This is a genomic window from Streptomyces ipomoeae 91-03 (assembly GCF_000317595.1).
Lineage (GTDB): Bacteria > Actinomycetota > Actinomycetes > Streptomycetales > Streptomycetaceae > Streptomyces > Streptomyces ipomoeae.
This window is the reverse complement of the sequence record NZ_AEJC01000627.1, coordinates 1-16,815: the sequence shown is the minus strand read 5'-3', so window position 1 is coordinate 16,815 and position 16,815 is coordinate 1. Positions and strand designations below refer to the sequence as shown.

General features: G+C 69.1%; 13 protein-coding genes. 10 read left to right on the top strand and 3 right to left on the bottom strand.

Features of this window, described 5'->3' with window-relative positions:
* Positions 1-15 precede the first annotated feature (15 nt).
* On the bottom strand, positions 16-861 hold the full coding sequence (locus tag STRIP9103_RS40800; RefSeq protein ID WP_009338559.1) for a hypothetical protein: 846 nt from the start codon (positions 859-861) through the stop codon (positions 16-18).
* 134 nt (positions 862-995) lie between these two features.
* Between STRIP9103_RS40800 and STRIP9103_RS40795 the strand changes: the two genes are divergently transcribed.
* The 6 genes from STRIP9103_RS40795 (at position 996) to STRIP9103_RS40770 (ending at position 9,295) form a co-directional block, all read left to right on the top strand.
* Entirely contained in the window at positions 996-2,318 is a 1,323-nt protein-coding gene (locus STRIP9103_RS40795) for a metallophosphoesterase family protein (protein ID WP_009338574.1), read from the top strand.
* Positions 2,315-5,515 (top strand): AAA family ATPase, encoded by a 3,201-nt coding sequence (locus STRIP9103_RS40790; RefSeq protein ID WP_009338619.1) that lies wholly within the window; start codon positions 2,315-2,317, stop codon positions 5,513-5,515. Before STRIP9103_RS40795 ends, STRIP9103_RS40790 begins: the two co-directional genes overlap by 4 nt.
* Before the next feature lie 189 nt (positions 5,516-5,704).
* Positions 5,705-7,795 (top strand): telomere-associated protein Tap, encoded by a 2,091-nt coding sequence (gene tap, locus STRIP9103_RS40785; protein ID WP_009338618.1) that lies wholly within the window; start codon positions 5,705-5,707, stop codon positions 7,793-7,795.
* Positions 7,796-7,879: 84 nt separating this feature from the next.
* Positions 7,880-8,272 (top strand): hypothetical protein, encoded by a 393-nt coding sequence (locus STRIP9103_RS40780; RefSeq protein WP_009338519.1) that lies wholly within the window; start codon positions 7,880-7,882, stop codon positions 8,270-8,272.
* A gap of 3 nt (positions 8,273-8,275) precedes the next feature.
* On the top strand, positions 8,276-8,830 hold the full coding sequence (tpg, locus tag STRIP9103_RS40775) for a telomere-protecting terminal protein Tpg (RefSeq protein WP_009338607.1): 555 nt from the start codon (positions 8,276-8,278) through the stop codon (positions 8,828-8,830).
* Between the two features lie 57 nt (positions 8,831-8,887).
* Positions 8,888-9,295, top strand: coding sequence for a hypothetical protein (locus tag STRIP9103_RS40770; RefSeq protein WP_009338529.1), 408 nt, complete (start codon positions 8,888-8,890; stop codon positions 9,293-9,295).
* 83 nt (positions 9,296-9,378) lie between these two features.
* Here STRIP9103_RS40770 and STRIP9103_RS40765 read toward each other — a convergent pair whose 3' ends face one another.
* Positions 9,379-10,974 (bottom strand): serine/threonine-protein kinase, encoded by a 1,596-nt coding sequence (locus tag STRIP9103_RS40765; protein ID WP_009338555.1) that lies wholly within the window; start codon positions 10,972-10,974, stop codon positions 9,379-9,381.
* A 439-nt stretch (positions 10,975-11,413) separates the two neighbouring features.
* Between STRIP9103_RS40765 and STRIP9103_RS40755 the strand changes: the two genes are divergently transcribed.
* From STRIP9103_RS40755 to STRIP9103_RS40745, 3 genes are all read left to right on the top strand, one after another.
* Entirely contained in the window at positions 11,414-12,580 is a 1,167-nt protein-coding gene (locus tag STRIP9103_RS40755) for an AlbA family DNA-binding domain-containing protein (RefSeq protein ID WP_324605717.1), read from the top strand.
* A gap of 73 nt (positions 12,581-12,653) precedes the next feature.
* Complete coding sequence (locus tag STRIP9103_RS40750) at positions 12,654-12,887, top strand: hypothetical protein (protein WP_009338537.1); 234 nt, start codon at positions 12,654-12,656, stop codon at positions 12,885-12,887.
* Positions 12,888-13,028: 141 nt separating this feature from the next.
* Positions 13,029-14,288 carry an AlbA family DNA-binding domain-containing protein gene (locus STRIP9103_RS40745; protein WP_009338586.1) on the top strand — a complete coding sequence of 420 codons (1,260 nt, stop codon included), beginning with the start codon at positions 13,029-13,031 and terminating at the stop codon, positions 14,286-14,288.
* A gap of 129 nt (positions 14,289-14,417) precedes the next feature.
* Here the strand turns inward: STRIP9103_RS40745 and STRIP9103_RS40740 are convergent, their stop codons facing one another.
* Positions 14,418-15,698, bottom strand: coding sequence for a helix-turn-helix domain-containing protein (locus STRIP9103_RS40740; RefSeq protein ID WP_009338611.1), 1,281 nt, complete (start codon positions 15,696-15,698; stop codon positions 14,418-14,420).
* Positions 15,699-15,892: 194 nt separating this feature from the next.
* Between STRIP9103_RS40740 and STRIP9103_RS40735 the strand changes: the two genes are divergently transcribed.
* Complete coding sequence (locus STRIP9103_RS40735; RefSeq protein ID WP_100244113.1) at positions 15,893-16,501, top strand: Tat pathway signal protein; 609 nt, start codon at positions 15,893-15,895, stop codon at positions 16,499-16,501.
* Positions 16,502-16,815: the final 314 nt, after the last annotated feature.

Below are 16,815 nucleotides of genomic sequence, written 5' to 3'. Positions count from 1 at the left end.
GTGGGGAGAGGGGGATCAGGCACGGGCCGACCGCAGCTGCGTCACGCCCCGCTGAGGCGCACCGAACAGCTGTTCGTCGTCCCCGAGCGACTTACGGGCCCGCCGTGCGGCCGCCACCCGGGTGGCGCGGTCGGCGGCCGTGTGTACTTCCAGCTCGGCCAGGGCGGCGCTGATCACCTGCTGGGCATCCAGTGCGCCCTCGTGACCGGAAGCGTTTTTCGGCATGGCGTCGGGGATGCTGACGGCGAAGCGCCACAGCAGCCGCAGGGCCTGCGGGCTGGGCCCGTCCGCTGTGGACTCGGCGGAGGTGCGCACCGCCTCGGCGATGCCGATGGCGTGGGTGAGGAAGTCCACCCGGGGTGACAGCGGGCCGATGATGCGCTGCTCAAGCGTCCAGGTGCTGATGGTGATCAGTGCCCGCACCGGTGTCAGCAGGTCGTGCGCCAGTGCCGGGCACAGGTAGTAGGGCCGGGCTCCCGGACTGGAGCGGTAGGAGCGCTCCTCGTCGCGGCGCAGGCTGGACAGCTTGGACGCGGAGAGCTCTCCCGGGAAGAACGCCTCGTGCACGCCGACGATCAGCTTGGGTGCGGCCGGGGCCCTGAGGAGCATCAGGGCGCGGTGGACGTGCTCGCGCGCCGGGAGCTGCGATCCCCGGGCTGCGGGAGCCGCTTCCGGCGCGGGGCGGGGCACGGCGGCCGCAGGTTCATCGGCGTCGAGAAGGGCGTCCCAGGCCCGCTCGGCACGGCGCAGCTGCATGCGCAGCTCGCCGGCCCGCTCGGTGTCACCGGCGGCGGTGGCGTCGCGGATCGCGCGGCGCAGGGCGGCAATGCTCTTCTCCAGGGCGTCCAGCGGATCACTCATGCACCAGACGCTACCAGAGTTCCAGAGTTTTCCAGACGTCTTCCTGTGATTCGAGGTACAGTCGGCGTCACCGAACCTCCGGCTGCGGCGGCGCAACCCGCGCTGCCCCGCAGGCCGTTGCTCTGGAGGCACCCGTGACGGGACGCGTATTTCACACCTCCGACTGGCACCTGGGCCGCCAGATCGGCCGTCATCGACGTGACAGCGAGGTCGACGCCGTCCTGGATGAAATCATCGCCATCGCCGAGGACTATGCCCCCGACCTGATCGTGCACAGCGGCGACCTCTTCGACAGTCCCCGGCCGAGCCTGGACGACATGCGCCGCGCGGCCCAGTCACTGCGCCGCCTCGGCACGATCGCGCCCGTGGTCGTCGTCGCCGGCAACCACGACACCACGCACGTCCTGACGTTCCTGGAGTACGTCCTCAACGACATGGGCGCCCGCGAAGGAGACCAGACCCGGGTCCGCTTCGCCACCGACGCCCGCCCCGACAGACTGCTCCTCGCCGAATACCCGACCAGGAACGGGGAGCTCACCCTGCGCATCGGCGCACTGCCCTACCTGCACCCCAACCGCTTCACCTACGACTTCGCCGACCCCGCCCTGACCACCGCGACCTATGCCGAGCGGATGCGCACCGTCCAAGCCGAGGTCTACCGCCGCCTGACCGCCGACCGCGGCCCCCGGGACGTCCTGGTCTACGCCGCCCACCTGTTCATCGAAGGAGCCCTCCCGTCCTACTCGGAGCGGCGGATCTCCCTGAGCACCGAGTACGCGGCCGCAGCCGCGGACCTGCCCGACGTCGCCTACGGCGCCCTCGGCCACATCCACAAACCCCAGCCCGTCGGCCGTGCCGGATTCCCCGCCTACTACGCCGGCAGCCCCCTGCAGATGGACTTCGGCGAGACCGGCGACACCAAGAGCGTCGTACTCGCCGAGATCGGCCCGGACACCAATCCCCGCATCGAACTCGAACCGCTTACCGCAGGCCGCCGTCTGGTGCGCCTCGAAGGAACCCTGGAACAGATCGCCCACCGCGCCGCCCGCGTGGGGGACGCCTGGGTGAAAGCAGTGGTGAACGTCGACGCCTTCGACCCCTCCCTGCCCGCCACCCTCGCCAAGATGCTGCCCCAGGCGACACTCGTCGACATCGACGAGCGCCGTACCGGCACAGCCCACCGCGTGCTGGACCGGCAGACCTCCACCACCGAACTGCCCGACATCGACGACCTGCTGCACGACTACCTCGCCGACCGCGGCACCGGCGGCCCGGCCCTGGACCGCGCCATGGCCGCCTTCGCCCACCTGCGAGCCGAACCCGACCCCGAGGACCCCGCACCGTGCTGCGAGGAGACGCTGCTGACCGCGGCCATCGCCGGCCAACCCCTCGACACCCTTGACCGCTCCAACCTGCTGACCGCCATCGACACCACCGACGCGGAGACCACGCGATGAAACCGATGACACTCACCCTCACCGGATTCCGCAGCTACCCCGCCCAGGCCACCGTCGACTTCACCGGCAAGACCCTGGTCGCGGCCCTCGGCGACACAGGCGCCGGCAAGAGCAGCCTGCTCGACGCCATCGCCTTCGCCCTGTTCCGCAAAAGCTCCTGGGACGCCAAGGAACCCCGGCAGCTCATCGCCGACGGCGCACAGGCCATGAGCGTCGAACTCACCTTCGTACACGACGGGCAGAACTGGCGTGTCCACCGCACCATGCACGCCACCAACCCGAACGCGGGCCGGCACCACCTGAAAAACCTGGACACCGGTGAGGAGACCGACGGCGCCACGGCCGTCGACAACCGCATCAAGACGGTGCTGCAGATGAGCTACGACACCTTCCTGCGGGTCGGGCTGCTCCCACAGGGCAAGTTCGACCAGCTCCTCACCGCCGCTCCCAAGGAGCGCAGCGAACGGCTCCGTGAGCTGTTCGGTGCCGAATCACTGGAAGCAGTGCGGAACCTGGCCGCCCGCCACGGCCGCACGCTCCAGCAACTCCTGGGCGATGCGAAAGCCAAACGGGCCCCCATGCCGGACAACCCGCGGGAGACGGCCGCCGCAGCCGGTGCGGCCGCCGACGCGGCCACAGCCCAGGCCGAACGCCTGAACACCGCCGTCGTCCGCATCACGGCGCTGCAGGAAGAGATCTCGCAAGCCCGGGACACCGCGGCGGCAGCCACCAGCGCTTGTCAGAGCCTGGCAGCGCGCCAGGTGACCGACGCCGGCACCCTCCTCGACACGCTCGAGTGCGCCGCCACCGACCTCACCACACGGCGCGATCTCCTCGACCGGCGTGCCGAGCAGGCTGCGGCCAGGGAAGAGGAACTGACCGGAGCGATCATCGCGGCGGAGAGGCAAGGAGAAGGCCGGGACGCCCTTGCCCAGGCCGCACTGCTCCTGAAGACCCTCGCAGAAACCGCCGAGGAACACCGAGGCGAACGCGACCGGCTGGTCTCCCTCACCACACAACTCGACGACGAACGCGATGCCATCGCCACGGCGGAAGCGGAACTTGCCGAACGGGCCGCACAAGTCGAAGCGACGGCAGAGGAAGCCCGTGCCGCCGCCGAGACCAGCAAGCAGATCCGTACGCACAGCACAGCTGTCCGCACCGCGTTGGACGCGGCCCTCTCGGCGGCCCGGCGCGTCGCTGACACCACGCGCGCCCACGCCACCGCAGTGGGTCGGCAGGAATCCGCCCACAAAGATCTCGGCCCAGTGGAGGCCGAGGCATCTGCGGCCCACAAAGATCTCATCGCGGCCGAGACACACCTGGAGGCGCTGCGGTTGCGGAAAAAGGCAGCCGCGATCGCCGCCGAACTTCACCCCGGCGACGACTGCCCTGTATGCCGCCGGCAGCTCCCGGCCGACTTCCACCCCGCACCGGCCGACGCGGATGAGCTGGCCGAGGCGCACACGCAACGAGAGCAGGCCAAGAGCGCACACGACAGGGCCGTCGACCTGCGCGCCGAAGCCCGCGCCACCGTGACCGCCGCCGATAAAGCGGTGCTCGAACGTGACCACGAGCACCAAAGCGCACAGCAGACGGCACAGGAGACGACCCAGGCAGCGGAACGAGCCTTCCGAAGCCTGGAGGCCCTGGCCACCGAGGCAGGCACGGACTTCGACGCCCGGTCAGCCTCAGCAAAGCTGACCGCCGCTACCACTGTCCTGGCCGCCCCCGCCGCCAGCACCACCGCATCACCGCACCAGCAGCACCCCGAGCAGGACACCGCAGTGATCACCCACGCCATCGCCGCATGCGAACACGCGGCCGCCGCACACGCCGAAAAGCTGCAGGCCGAGGAGCACCGCCGCACCGCTGGAATCGAAGCAGACCGCAAAACACTGGCAGAACGCAAGAAAGCACACCACCGCGACAAAAAAGATGCATCCGCAGCTCAAGAGCGGCATGCCCGGGCCGTAACAAGGACCGCCGCCGACATCGGCATGCTTCCCCCGCGGATCCAGGCGATGCTGTCGCACGACCCAATCGACATCGTCGTCGGACAGACGGACGCTGCCACCACAGCCGTCAACGCCCGACAGACCGAACTCCAAGAGCTGCTCGACCAGAGGGAAGCAGCCCGAGCGGAGAAGACCGCGGTACTCGCCGACCAGCGCACCCTCGACCACGACACCCACGCCCGCATGGAACGCCCCCTCGACAGATTGCGTGACAACCTCGACGCGTGGGCCCAGGCCGCAGACCAAGCTCGCACCCGACTCGAGGAGGCCGACCGGCCAGCGCTACCAGAAGCTCCCACCCAGCCGACGATCGCCGAGGTCCGCCACTACGCCGCCGCCCTGTCGGCGACGACCTCAGTACTCGGCGACAAGCTCACTGAGCGGGCCACCACGGCGACAGAACGCGCATCCGCCGCCGAAAGCCGCCTCGGCGAGCATGCAGCCGCACTAGCCGACATCGACGGCTTCGACGCCTCAGCCGACCTGACCATACCCACATCACTTCACCCCCTCGTTGCCGCAGCCGCGCAGGCAACCAAAGAAGCCGAAGACCAGCGCTGCAAACAGCGAGAAGCACAGGACCTGATCAAGCCGGCCGCTGACCTGGACTTCGCCATCACCGCAGGCGAAGCCCGCTATGAAGCCCTCGAGGTACTACGCCGCGAACTGGTCGACGCCAAGTTCCTGGGCCACCTCACCACCCTGCGAACCCGCGCACTGCTCGGCGTCGCCAGCGACCTGCTCGGGCAGATGTCCGACGGTCGATTCGGTTTCGCAGACGACTTCGACATCATCAGCCGCAGCTCCGGGGTCGCCCACCACCCGAATCGCTTGTCAGGAGGGGAGAAGTTCATGGCGTCCCTCGCCTTGGCCCTGGCGCTTGCCGAACTGCATTCCCGCAGTGGGCCGGCTCTCGGCTCCCTCTTCCTCGACGAGGGCTTCGCCGCTCTCGACACCACAGCCTTGGACCTGGCACTGGAGGTACTGCGCGCCCAGGCCGGGGGTGACCGCTTGGTGATGGTGATCAGCCACCTGCACGCCGTCGCTGAGGCTGTCGATGATGTGCTGTGGGTGGAGCGGACCGCCGTCGGCTCATCCGCCCGGTGGCTCACGCCGGCTGAGCGAGACGACATGGTCCAGGACGACCTCGCCAGCGGACTGCACTCCCAGGCGCGATAACTACTACAGGGCACACTATCCATCGCCGTCCCCGGGACCGGGCTTCACCCACTCCCGCTGGACACGGTGAGCGTCGTGAGCATTCTTCTCCCTCTCGATTTCATCCCACACACAGCAATCCGGGCGGGTTAAAAGATGAGTTAAATATTGGGGTAAGTCTGCTAGGGTTTGGGGCGGAGGTGGAGCCGTATGGCGACCGAGGAAGAGTTGTTCGCGTCTGTTGACGCGCTGCTTCAGGAGGAGCCTCAGCTCCCGCCCCCGGCAGAGCGGGCCCGGCTGCGTGAGGCCGCTGGTATCACCCAGGCCCGTCTGGCGACGGCGATGAAGACGACGCCGCAGACGGTGAAGAACTGGGAGAACGGGCGGTCCGAGCCGCGGGAGCCGCGCCTGTCGGCGTACCAGCGGCTGCTGCAGGGCTGGGCGGCGAAGTACCCGGCCCACGGAGCTCCCGCCCCGGCGCCCACAGCCCAGCCCGAGCCGGTTCCGCAGACATTCACCGGCCCGGCCGCGCCCGAGACGTCCGCGGTGGTGGAGGCTCCCGCCGCCCTGGAGCGTTCCGCAGGCCCGGCGACATCGCGGCGTCCGGCGGGGAAGAAGGCGGCGAAGCCTGCGACCGACCCGCGGTTCCCGCATGGTCCGCTCGCCGTGCTGGACAGTGACGGTTCCGCGTACGGCGTCGGCGGGATCGTGCTCGACTGCCCGGCGACCACCGTTCCGGAGCTGGTGGAGTGGACCCTCAAGGAGTCCGGCCTTGGTGCGCCGAAGCTCAACCGCTACGGGAAGGACAGCGACCCGCTGATCGTGCTCACCGCCGCGGCCGCCGTGAAGCTCGGGCTGCCGGAGCGCCTTCAGGGCCCTGAGCAGCGCCGCTCCCTGCGCCTCCTGGAAGACCACCCGGTGGTCAAGCAAGTGACGAAGGCGAAGTGGCAGCTCACGCAGCGCGGGTTCGGCCCGTGGGCGCGGATCTACCGAAAGGCGCAGGGCCGCGAGCGGCAGTGCGTGCAGCTGGCGGTCCTGTCGTGGGACGCCCTCGATGAGCGGTCCTGGCCCGGCGTGGCCGAGATGGAGCCGGCCGACATCGCCCGCGTCCTCGGTGTCTACGCCCAGCGCGTCATCACCCCGCGCGGCTCCACGGCCGTGTCCGGGTTGGAGCTGATGACGGCGCTGCGCCCGCCGACGAAGGCCGTGCAGGACCCGGAGACCGGCAACTGGGTGCCCGGCTACAACCCCGGCTCGCTGGGCACCATGCCGATGGACCCGGCACCGCCGGAAGCCACCCCGGAGCACCCCGTCGCCGTGAACTCCGGCTGGACGGGCGGGTTCCTGAACGAGGAGGCGTATCAGTGGGTGCGCGACGTCGACCTGCTGACGGATGAGGAGTGCACGCTGCCCTTCGCGGTCGGCCTGGACCTCAACACCGCGTTCCTCGCGGCCGCGGCCCGCCTGGTCGTCGGCCTGTCCGCCCCCGACCACTTCCACGCCCCGAAGTTCAGCCCGAAGATCCCCGGCTCCTGGCTGGTCGACCTGTCCCACATCGAGCTGGACCCGCGCCTGCCGTCGCCGTTCACCCCGGACGGCACCCGCCCAACGGGCCCGGCCTGGTACCAGACGCACACCGTCGCCTACGCCCAGGAACTCGGGCACGACGTGCACCCGATCGAGGCGTACCTGCGCCGCGAGACCGGCGCCTACCTGGACCCGTGGCACGACCGCCTGAGGACCGCCTACGTCGACACCCTCGCCGACCTCGGCGTCACCAAGGACCTGGACGACCGGGCCTTCCTTGCCGCGATGGAGCAGCACAAGCAGGTCGACCCGGCCCTGACCGCCGTGCTGGCCGCCATCAAGGCGACCGTGAAGGGCGGCGTCGGCAAGCTCAGGGAGCGCCCGCAGGGCAAGAACTATAAGGACGGGGACCGATGGCCGGCCCTGGAACGGCCGACCTGGCGCCCCGACATCCGCGCCGCCGTCATCAGCAAGGCCCGGGTCAACATGCACCGCAAGCTGGGCAACATGGCGAAGATGACGGGCCTGTACCCGCTCGCCGTGCTGTCCGACTGCGTCGTCTACCCGAGCCCCGGCGACAGCCCGCTCGACTTCCTGCCGTACGCGGCCTCCGGCAAGCCGCAGCCCGGCGGCTTCCGGCTCGGTCCCACCCCCGGCCTGGCGAAGCTGGAGGGCGTCCAGTCGATGCTGTGGGCGGTCGATCTGATGGAGCAGGGCCTCAACCCGGCCCGGCACATCAAGGGCGGCGACGCCGTCTTCGACGAAGGCGAGTAAGGCCGTGACCACCGACACCGGCATGACGCCGCCCCAGCTTGAGGTAGGCGCGGACACTGAACCGCGCCGAAGGAGTCGTACCTGATGAACACCCCCGACGCCCTGCCCCCGCAGTGGCCCGTTCCCACAGCCCCGCCCACCCATGACCCGGCGCTGTTCGCGCGGGCGATGCGGGACATGCGCCTGACCTGGCGCGCCCGCGGCGTCCTGGCCGAACTCGCCACCGGCTACACCCCCGGCCAGGAGCCCACGGTCAGCGAACTGGTCTCCCTCACCCGCGACGAGCGCCTGGCCGCTGAGGGCCGCGACGCCTTCCGTAAAGCGATCGGCGAGCTGCGCAGCCTCGGCTACCTCTCGCCCGACGCCACCACGGCCTCCGGTGTGGGCGAGCGCCTGGTCGTGGACCTCGCCCCGGCTGCAGGCGCCCGCATGATCGCCCAGCGTTACGGCCCCAGCTCGTTCACGGACGGGAGCTGACCGGTGGGGGAGATCGAGGACGCTATCGAGCGGGCCGACCAGGAGGCGTTCACCCGTCAGCCGCCCAAGGGCCTCAGAGCCCGTATCAACTTCCTGGTGGGGAAGTTGAAGACCACCAAGGCTGTCGCGGCGGAGCTCGGGGTCAGCCAGCGGTCCGTGGAGCGCTACCGCACCGGCGAGCGCAAGCACCCGCCCAAGGACATCGCCGACCGGATCGACGCGGCCGTACGCGCCCGTTGGCAGCCCCGGGTCCGGGGGCGCCGCAGGAAGCAGGCCGCCACCAGCACCGGGATCACCGTCGAAACGAGGGCCCGCTTCGGCTACACCGCGCCGATCGGCACCACCGACGACGGCCGGATGCGCCGGCTGACCGTCCACCTCCCCCCGGCCTACGCCCGCCGCCTGTTCGACGCCCGGCAACAGGACGCCACCGACCAGCAGATGCGGGACATTGTCGCCGAAGGGCTGCAGGAGGTGTACTTCAGGGACGGCGGACGCCGCGCCGCGGGCCTCGAGGTCGCCTTCACCGACATCGACTATTTCGACGTTTCATTCTGAGAAGGACATGCGCTGCCTGTGTGTCGAAGCACGGTAGCTGTCCCCAGGAAGGCGGTCATGGATCCACGCGGCGGGGACTGCCGGACGCAGGCGCGCTACTTCGCCACCCTCGCGGTGCCGGGCGGCGAGACGCTCACCGGACAGCAGGAAGAACTGGCAAGGGCGGTGCTCGAGGTCGTGCTGCTGGCCGGCCTGCCGCCGTACAACATTGAGGCGGCCGCGGACGGGGAGGAAACCGGCGTGGCCCTGGTACCGGAGGGCCACCGCACGCTGAGGGTGGTGTGGCAGCAGGACCCGACGGCTGCCCACTACCTGCCCGTGGGGCTGTGCGATGCTCAGCAGGCCGCCATGAACCAAGCATTGCGCATGATCCTGTCCACTCACCGGTTCTGGATCGCTGACGGCCCGCTGGGCGAGGCTCCCCTCGTCCTCGGGCCCACCCGTCACGACGGCGGGCGAGCCTGAGCGACTGTGATCAGCGCGGTTGTGGCGGGTGGGTGATGATGGCGGCGATCAACAGGACGCGGCCGCTGCTGGGCAGCAGGTGGCTATTGCGCAGCGAACCCGGTGCAGGTGATGAAGCGCTGTGAGCCGTCGCCGACGGACCAGACCACGGTGTAGGTGCCCGGTGGGTAGTCGGCGACGGCTCCTGGGAAGTCTCCGGGCCAGACCACGGTGGCAGGAGTGTCGGAGTGCACGATTGTTCGTGCCAGGCGTGAGGTGCCGTCGGGCATGTAGATGCGGGCCAGGGCGGGCATCTCGGTCTGCACGGGTTCGATGTTGCCGTACTTGTTGCGCAGGGTGAGTTCCACTGCGTCTCCGGCCCGGACGTCGCCGGGGGCGAAGTACTGCCACGCCCCGTCGACTTCTGCTCCTTTCCGGGGCGCGCAGTCCAACTGGTCCGGCAGGTAAGTGAACGGCGGGGGCTGCAACGGTGAGGGGGACGTCGGCGACGGCGTGCGGGTTTCTGCGGAAACGGCCGAGGGCGTAGCGGGGGAGGGTGACGGTGACGCGGTGTCGCGGGACTGCCCGCTGCGGGTCGGCTCCGCCGCGGGCGGGGCGCTGAGGGCCCTCTTCTGGCTGCTGGGCAGCGCCGTTTCCTGGCTCTGCTCGGCTGTGGAGGCTGATGATGCGGCGATTGCTCCGCCGATGCCGCCCACAACAGCCGCGACGGCAGCGACCGTGGCCAGTAGCTTGATGCGGCGGCCGCGGGCAGCGGTGGGCCAGGCGGTGTCGTCCTCGGGCGGCAGGTCCCAGTGGGCGCTCACCAGATCGGCAACCAGTGTCGGCTGCTCCTGAGCGCGCGGGGCGGCGGCTGTGGCCTGGGCGGTGAGCAGCACGGTACAGGCGTCGCGGAGTTCGGCGGCGGTCGGCCGGGCGTCGGGTTCCTTGGCGAGTGCCTGCACGACCAGCGGCAGCAGGGCCTCGGGCGTGCCCTGCAGGTCCGGCTCGGCGGAGAGAACGCGGAAGGCCACGGCATCGGGGGCGCCGGTGCCGAAGGGGAGGCGGCCGGTGGCGGCGTAGGCGATCAACGCGCCCCAGGCGAATATGTCCCCTGCGGGGCTTACTTCACCTGTGCGGTAGTGCTCCGGACTGATCCAGCCGGGGGTGCCGGTCATGACCCCGGTGCGGGTCACCGAGGTGCCGTCCAGGAGGTGGGCGATGCCGAAGTCCAGCAACCGGGGGCCGGCCGGGGCGAGGATGACGTTCTGGGGTTTCACATCGCGGTGGATGATGCCCGCCTCGTGCACTGCGGCGAGTGCGGCCGCGGTTCCGGCGGCCAGCGCGTACAGACGGGCCCCGTCCAGGGCGCCGCTCGAGGCGAGATATTGGTCGAGGGTGGGGCCGGGCACAAACGGAGTGGCCAGCCACGGAACGGGGCCGTCGGTGTCGGCATCATGCACGGGCACAAGACAGGGGCCCGTCACCCGCTGGGAAAGTCGCACCTCCCGACGGAAGCGGGCCCGGAACTCCTCGTCTGCCGCCTGCGCGGGGTGGACGACCTTGACCGCTACCTGCAGCCCTGAGGAATCGAGCGCGGCATACACGGAGCCCATGCCGCCCGTCCCGAGCCGCCCGATGACGCGGTAGGGGCCGATGCGGCGAGGATCGCCCGGGTGCACCGGCTGGATACGGCTGGACACAAAGGCTCCTCAAAACATGATCAGCGGCGCGTATCGGCCGGCGGGTGCTGCATGCTATCGAGCGATTCCGCCCCCTCCGTCTCGCATGCCCGAAGCCCAGCAGGCACCCGGGCCACGTCCACGTCGTGCAGGACGGCACCGTCCATCCCACGCGGGTGCTGCACCTGACGGACGCCGAAGTCGCCGCGTAGGCCGGCGACGAGGAGACCGAGGACGCGCTGACCCCTGGCGCACCGAAGGACGGCCGATTGTCGGATCCCCTCCGTACCCTTGGCGCTCAACCCCTTGGGCTACGGCCCGTGCCGGGCCTTGGATCACGGGAAGCGGGAGCCACAGTGACATCGATCTACCTCTCCTCCGACAACCCCCGGTGGATGCCGAAGACCGAGGCCGACCTCCAGGCCGCCGTCGACGGCGGCCTGTTCGAGAAAGCCACCACCTGGACCTGAAGAAGGCCCCGAACAGCAAGGGCGACAACAAGGAACTGGCACGCGACCTGGCCTCGTTCGCAGTCAACGGCGGCACCCTGATCATCGGCGTGCAGGAGAACAAGGAGAGCCGCACCTTCGAACTCGCCCCCCAGCCCCTGAACGGACTGCCGGAGAAGATCGAGCAGGTGGCCCGGACCATCCCCGACCCGCCCCTGACCATCCTCACCGAGGAGATCAGCGCGGCGGCCGACGACGGGACCGGCTACCTCATTGTGCACATCCCGGCCAGCCCCGTCGCACCGCACATGGTCGACAACCGCTACTTCGGCCGCGGCGACAAGACGAAGTACCAGATGGGCGACGCCGAAGTCGTCGCCCTCCACACACGGCGACGCAACACCGAGGCCGACACCCTCACCCTGCTGTGCAAGGAGATGGACGAGGACCCGTTGCGCGACGTCGGAGCCCAGTCCCACCTCTTCCTGGTCGCCCAGCCGACCGCCGGACGACGGGACATGTGCCTGCCCATCACCGGCGCCCGGGACTGGAACCAGCGCCTGCGCACGCTGATCCAGCGTGCCCTGGAAGCCCCTTGCACCCGGGCAGCGCTTTCCGGGATGGGATTCAGCCCTGATCTGTCTTCCGCTCACCAGGGGCACCGGCGCGCGAGGGGAGTGGCTCTCAGCTCCTCGGGGCTCGGAGCCGGCCGCGTCTACACCCCGGAAGGCCGTTCCTCTGACGAGTCCGTCATCGAGCTTCAGCTCTTCGAGGATGGAGGGCTGCGGCTGCTCATGACCCGTCTTTCCGAGGGCACCTCCAGGCCGTACGAGTCGCCAGGTGATGCGGAGCAGGTCATCTTCGACGCTGCCGCCGTCGTCTTCACCCGACACATGCTGGAGCTGATCCGCCTGATCTCCGAGGACGTGGGCTACCACGGGAACTGGGCGGTGGCCGTCGGAGCCAACCGGCTCCGCGGCCGACGTCGATGGAGTCAGCCGTCCGTCTTCGCCAGTAACCACAGGTACAGCGTCGACACGTATGAGGAGAGCACTGGCGTGACCCTGGCCGAGTTGCGCGGCGCACCGGGCACGGTGACGCGAAGGCTCCTCGGCCCCCTGCTCCGCTCGCTGGACTCCGAAGAGCCGTTCGTCAAGGCCCTGACCGACGAAGAGTGAGTCTCGCTCCACGAGACGACACGGGCCCCGGGGGGTCAGCCATGACGTCCCGGGGCCCGGTGAAGGAGGAACGGTGAAGGAAGAGACCGCCGAACAGAACCGCTATTGGCGCGCGATGTGCGCGCTCCCCGCGGCGAGCCGGGAACCTGCTACCGCCGGGCACGCGGTCTTCTGGGACGTCACCGAAGAGATCCTCAAAGAGCACGCGCCTGCCGATGGTCCTGAACCCTCTTGTCAGGGATGCGGCAAGCGCTGGCCGTGCGAGCTGGCCGAGTCCGCCATGAAGCAGGTCGGGGTGTGGTCGTGAGCGGCCCCGTGCCGCAGTCGGTACCACTGCTACTGCCCGTGTTCCCGCTCACCCACCCCCCGGCGTAGCCTGCTCGGGAGCATGGGCCGTGACGATGCGCGAGGATCGGCTCCACGCGGTACTGGGAGAGGGGAGCCGGGCATGGCGAACAGCGGGCAGATGGAGACGGCTGCACTGGTGGCGATGCTCAGCGAGCGCGCCGCGGTGAAGGTCAGGCTGGCACTGGTCGCGGACGCACAACAGTGGCGACTGCACCATGGTCAGGTCACCTTGGACGACGACGCCCCACTGACGGAGCGAGCCTGGTGCTACAGCACGGCGACCTTCCTGGAGCTGCGCCTGCCCGGCCCGACGGTCGCCGCGCTGCTGCGGGGCGACGACCAGGACGTCCACGGCCTCCACGTCGTCTCCCCCGGCCCGCCGTCCTCCAGTGCCTCCACTCAGCGGCTGCGCGGCCAGGAAGAGTGGGGCCGGGTGACCACGCCGTGGCCGCGCACCGAGTGGGCCATCAGCCGGGACACCAGCACTCCCCAGCCCGGCTACGGCCTGCTGGTCGGGGACGGCCCCTCCTTCTTGAACTTCGACCAGGCCCTCAGCGCCTTCCTCCACCAGCGCCCCCACGACAGCACCGCGAACAGTGCGGATCTGTGGCGTATCGTCCTGCCGCAGCGTGCGGGCTGGTTTCCGCAGATCACCATCGGGCCCGACCTGCTGACGGCCGTCGTCGACGGCGAGGCCCTGGACGGCGCGGTACTGGAGCTGAGCTGGGCGGCGGGCAACCAGCTCCAGTCCGTCGACGGTGCCGGCACCTACCGCTTCGCGATGCCCCACGGACTCGCGCACGACAGCCTGTTGGTGCTCCGCCGCGAGGACCGGTGGCTGGACTGGCGCAGCTTCCCGGCTCCCTCGTACGGGCGTGCCCGCGACGCCTCGGTCGTCTGGGAGCAGCCCGGCCCTGAGCTGGACCTCCTCCTGGCGAACGGAGAGGGACAGCACCTGGAGTGCAAACGGGAAGTCCCGGAGGGCGACTCGCGGAAGAAGATGCTCAAGACCATCGCCGCCTTCGCATCGCAGGACGGCGGCACCGTCCTGATCGGCGTCCAGGACGACCTGCAGATTGTGGGCCTGCCCGAGGGGGCGAACGTCGATAAGCAGGTTCTCCAGGTCGTGGGCATGATCCGGGACAACCTCGAGCCGGTGCCGGCCTACGAGCCACGCGTGATCGACCACGACGGCAAGAAGGTCCTCGCCATCGAAGTCTCCGGCAGGGGCCAGATGTACGCCTACCGCAACGGACAGCGCCCGGAGTTCTACGTCCGCGTCGGCCCGAATACGGTGCCCGCACGCCACCATGAGATCGCAGCCGGATTCCGGCAGGCTCCGACCGTCACAACGTTCTGAGAGCCGCCGCACCGGCGATGGCGCGCCGCCGACGTCACGCGGGTGCCGGCTGCGGCCTCTCCAGCACCCGGGCGGCCTTCGCGTCAACTCCGCGATGCGCAGCGGCAGGTAGCTGTCCAGTCGCTCACCTCAAATGATGTCTGGTTGCCACTTGGTGGTGTCGGGGTATACATGGGCGGTCGGGGACAGCTTGTATGAGCAGGCGTTCTCGGTAGAAGCGATCACACAGCCGGACGCCTGGTAGGCGTAAGGGGAGTTCTGGCGCGGGACGGCGCACTGTCGGGTGTTGGTGACGATTGTCTGTCCCGCTGGGATCTCCAGGAGACGTGGAATCTCTCCTGGGCACGCGTTGAACTTCCTGGCTTGGACGTATTGCAAGTTCACCTTGACCGTAGAGGTGTTTTTGCTGCTATTGGTGACCTTCAGGGCGAAGGAGATTCTTTCGTCCTCAACTCTCGTGCACACACGCCAGGTGATCTGATCGGGCCCGGGCTGTAGCACGCTGCACCTGCTGTCTTTGCCCAGGGTGTCCTTCTCCAGGCTTGACGCGTTCGATTCGGTGGTGGGGGTCTGTGCAGGGCCGAAAGCGCCGTTCTCGTTGGTCTTATCGGGCTGTGCGTTGGAGCGCAGGAACATGGTGGTGATCGCAGTTGCTGCGATCGCGACCGCGATGAACGCTCCAAGAGCCGTGACCAAGCCTCGCCGTCTATTGGTCTGACCAGATGTCCTTTTCTTCCCGGCCTTTTCGGAGGGCGCGGGCGGCTGCTGGTCCTCAGCCGGCCGTGTGAACTGGGTGGGCTGCTGGCCCTCTCGCTCAGCGCCTTGGAGAGCCTGGCGGTCATCTGTTCGCTCCGGCGGGGCCTGGACTGAGAGGCCGAGGCCGCCGTTCCCGTCGCTGATCGGTGCGTCGGCAACGCCGTCCGTGTCCTTGCCGAGGAGGTCGTCCGTGGCCGCGCTGAGGCCGACTGGGACGTGCTGATGGCCTGGTTCATCCAGAAAGGGGTGTTGCGGGCTGCGGCTCGTCACGCTGGAGGGCGACGCATCGTGCGATGTCTTGAGGAGATGTTCCTTTGCTACTTGCCGCCAGTTGGTGTAGCGGCTGGCTAGTTCGGTCTGAAGCTGGTGGATCCGGTCGGCGAGGTGAGCGAGGTGCGATGCCTCCTCAGCAGTTGGGGCGAGATGCCGGATTACGGCCTCGGTGAGCTTGATGCTCGGGAGCGACGCACCCCCCTGCACGAGGATCTTATGGCCGCTGAGCCATCGCGAGGCGTTGGTGGGACTGGCGTCGAGCATTCTGGCGAGCTGTTTCTGCTGTAGGCCCGCTCGCACGCGCAGAGCGTTGAGCATGCGGGACCAGTGGTCCAGTGCCTCGGCGAGCTGGTCGATCTGCTCCTCGTCCCTGGTGCTCAATGCGTACCCCCTCTTTTCTTGCATCACGTGATGAAACCGCAGGTCACGGCGATGCCACTGGCACTGCAAGACCACTGCAAGATGCAGTGCTCGCCGTGTGCTGACTGGGCCGCTGCCGGTGGCCATTGTTGATTCTGACGGTGCGTCCCCCGCATCGCCGAATCCCCTTCACCGAGCAGGTGGGAGAGCACACGATGAACCGAACAATCACGCGCAAGCGCCGGGTCCTGTCCGCACTCGTTGGCGCGGTGATGACCGCCAGCGCCCTCACCGGGCTGACGGGCGAAGCCGCAGCGGCGCCTCAGGGGAGGGCATGCCTCTTCCTCGACAAGCAGGGCGCGCAGTTCAAGGGCACAGCGTACGGACACGTCGCCTGGGCGATTCGCGACCCGAAGAACCGGAACCACTGGATCTGGGGCTCCACCGAGAACAAGGAGGGCGACAGCTACACCAAGCCCGGGCAGGACAACGGGACCTGGATTCAGGGCGGCACGTGGCGGCAGCTGCGTGGCGAGGAGTCTGGCAAGAGGCCCCTCAGCCTCGCCCGTTATGAGGCTGTCCGCTGTATCAACACGGCCGGAGGTGACCTCGCGGGAGCCCAGCGCACCTACAAGCAGATGCGGGACAACGGCTATGCCATCTTCACCAACAACTGCCTGACCAAGGCCATCGGGATCTTCCGCAAGTACAGCCCGGCCCTCAGCACCGCCCACCTTCCGGCCAGCTACGTCAGCTCACCGAACTACTACTTCTACGCCGTGCTCAACGACGCCCGCGGGTGGGAGAGGCCGCGCTCGTACTGATCTCCGATCCGCAGATCGGGGGCGGAATCCGTGTGTGAACGCTGCAAGGGCGACGGCAAGTGCACAACCTGCGGCGGGACTGGAAGGGGCCTGTGGCCCGCTCCGCGCTGCGCCAGCTGCCGAGGCAGCGGCGACTGCAAAGCCTGTGACGGCTACGGCTGATCGCAGTTCAAGGAAGCAGACCAGCGGTACACGGTGCAGGCCAGCACTGCCAGGGCGCGGATACGTCTCGGCGTCGCCGACGAACCGACACACCGAATAAGGCCACATTCAAGATCAATAAGGAGAAACTCTCATGGCCCGATGCAAGTCAT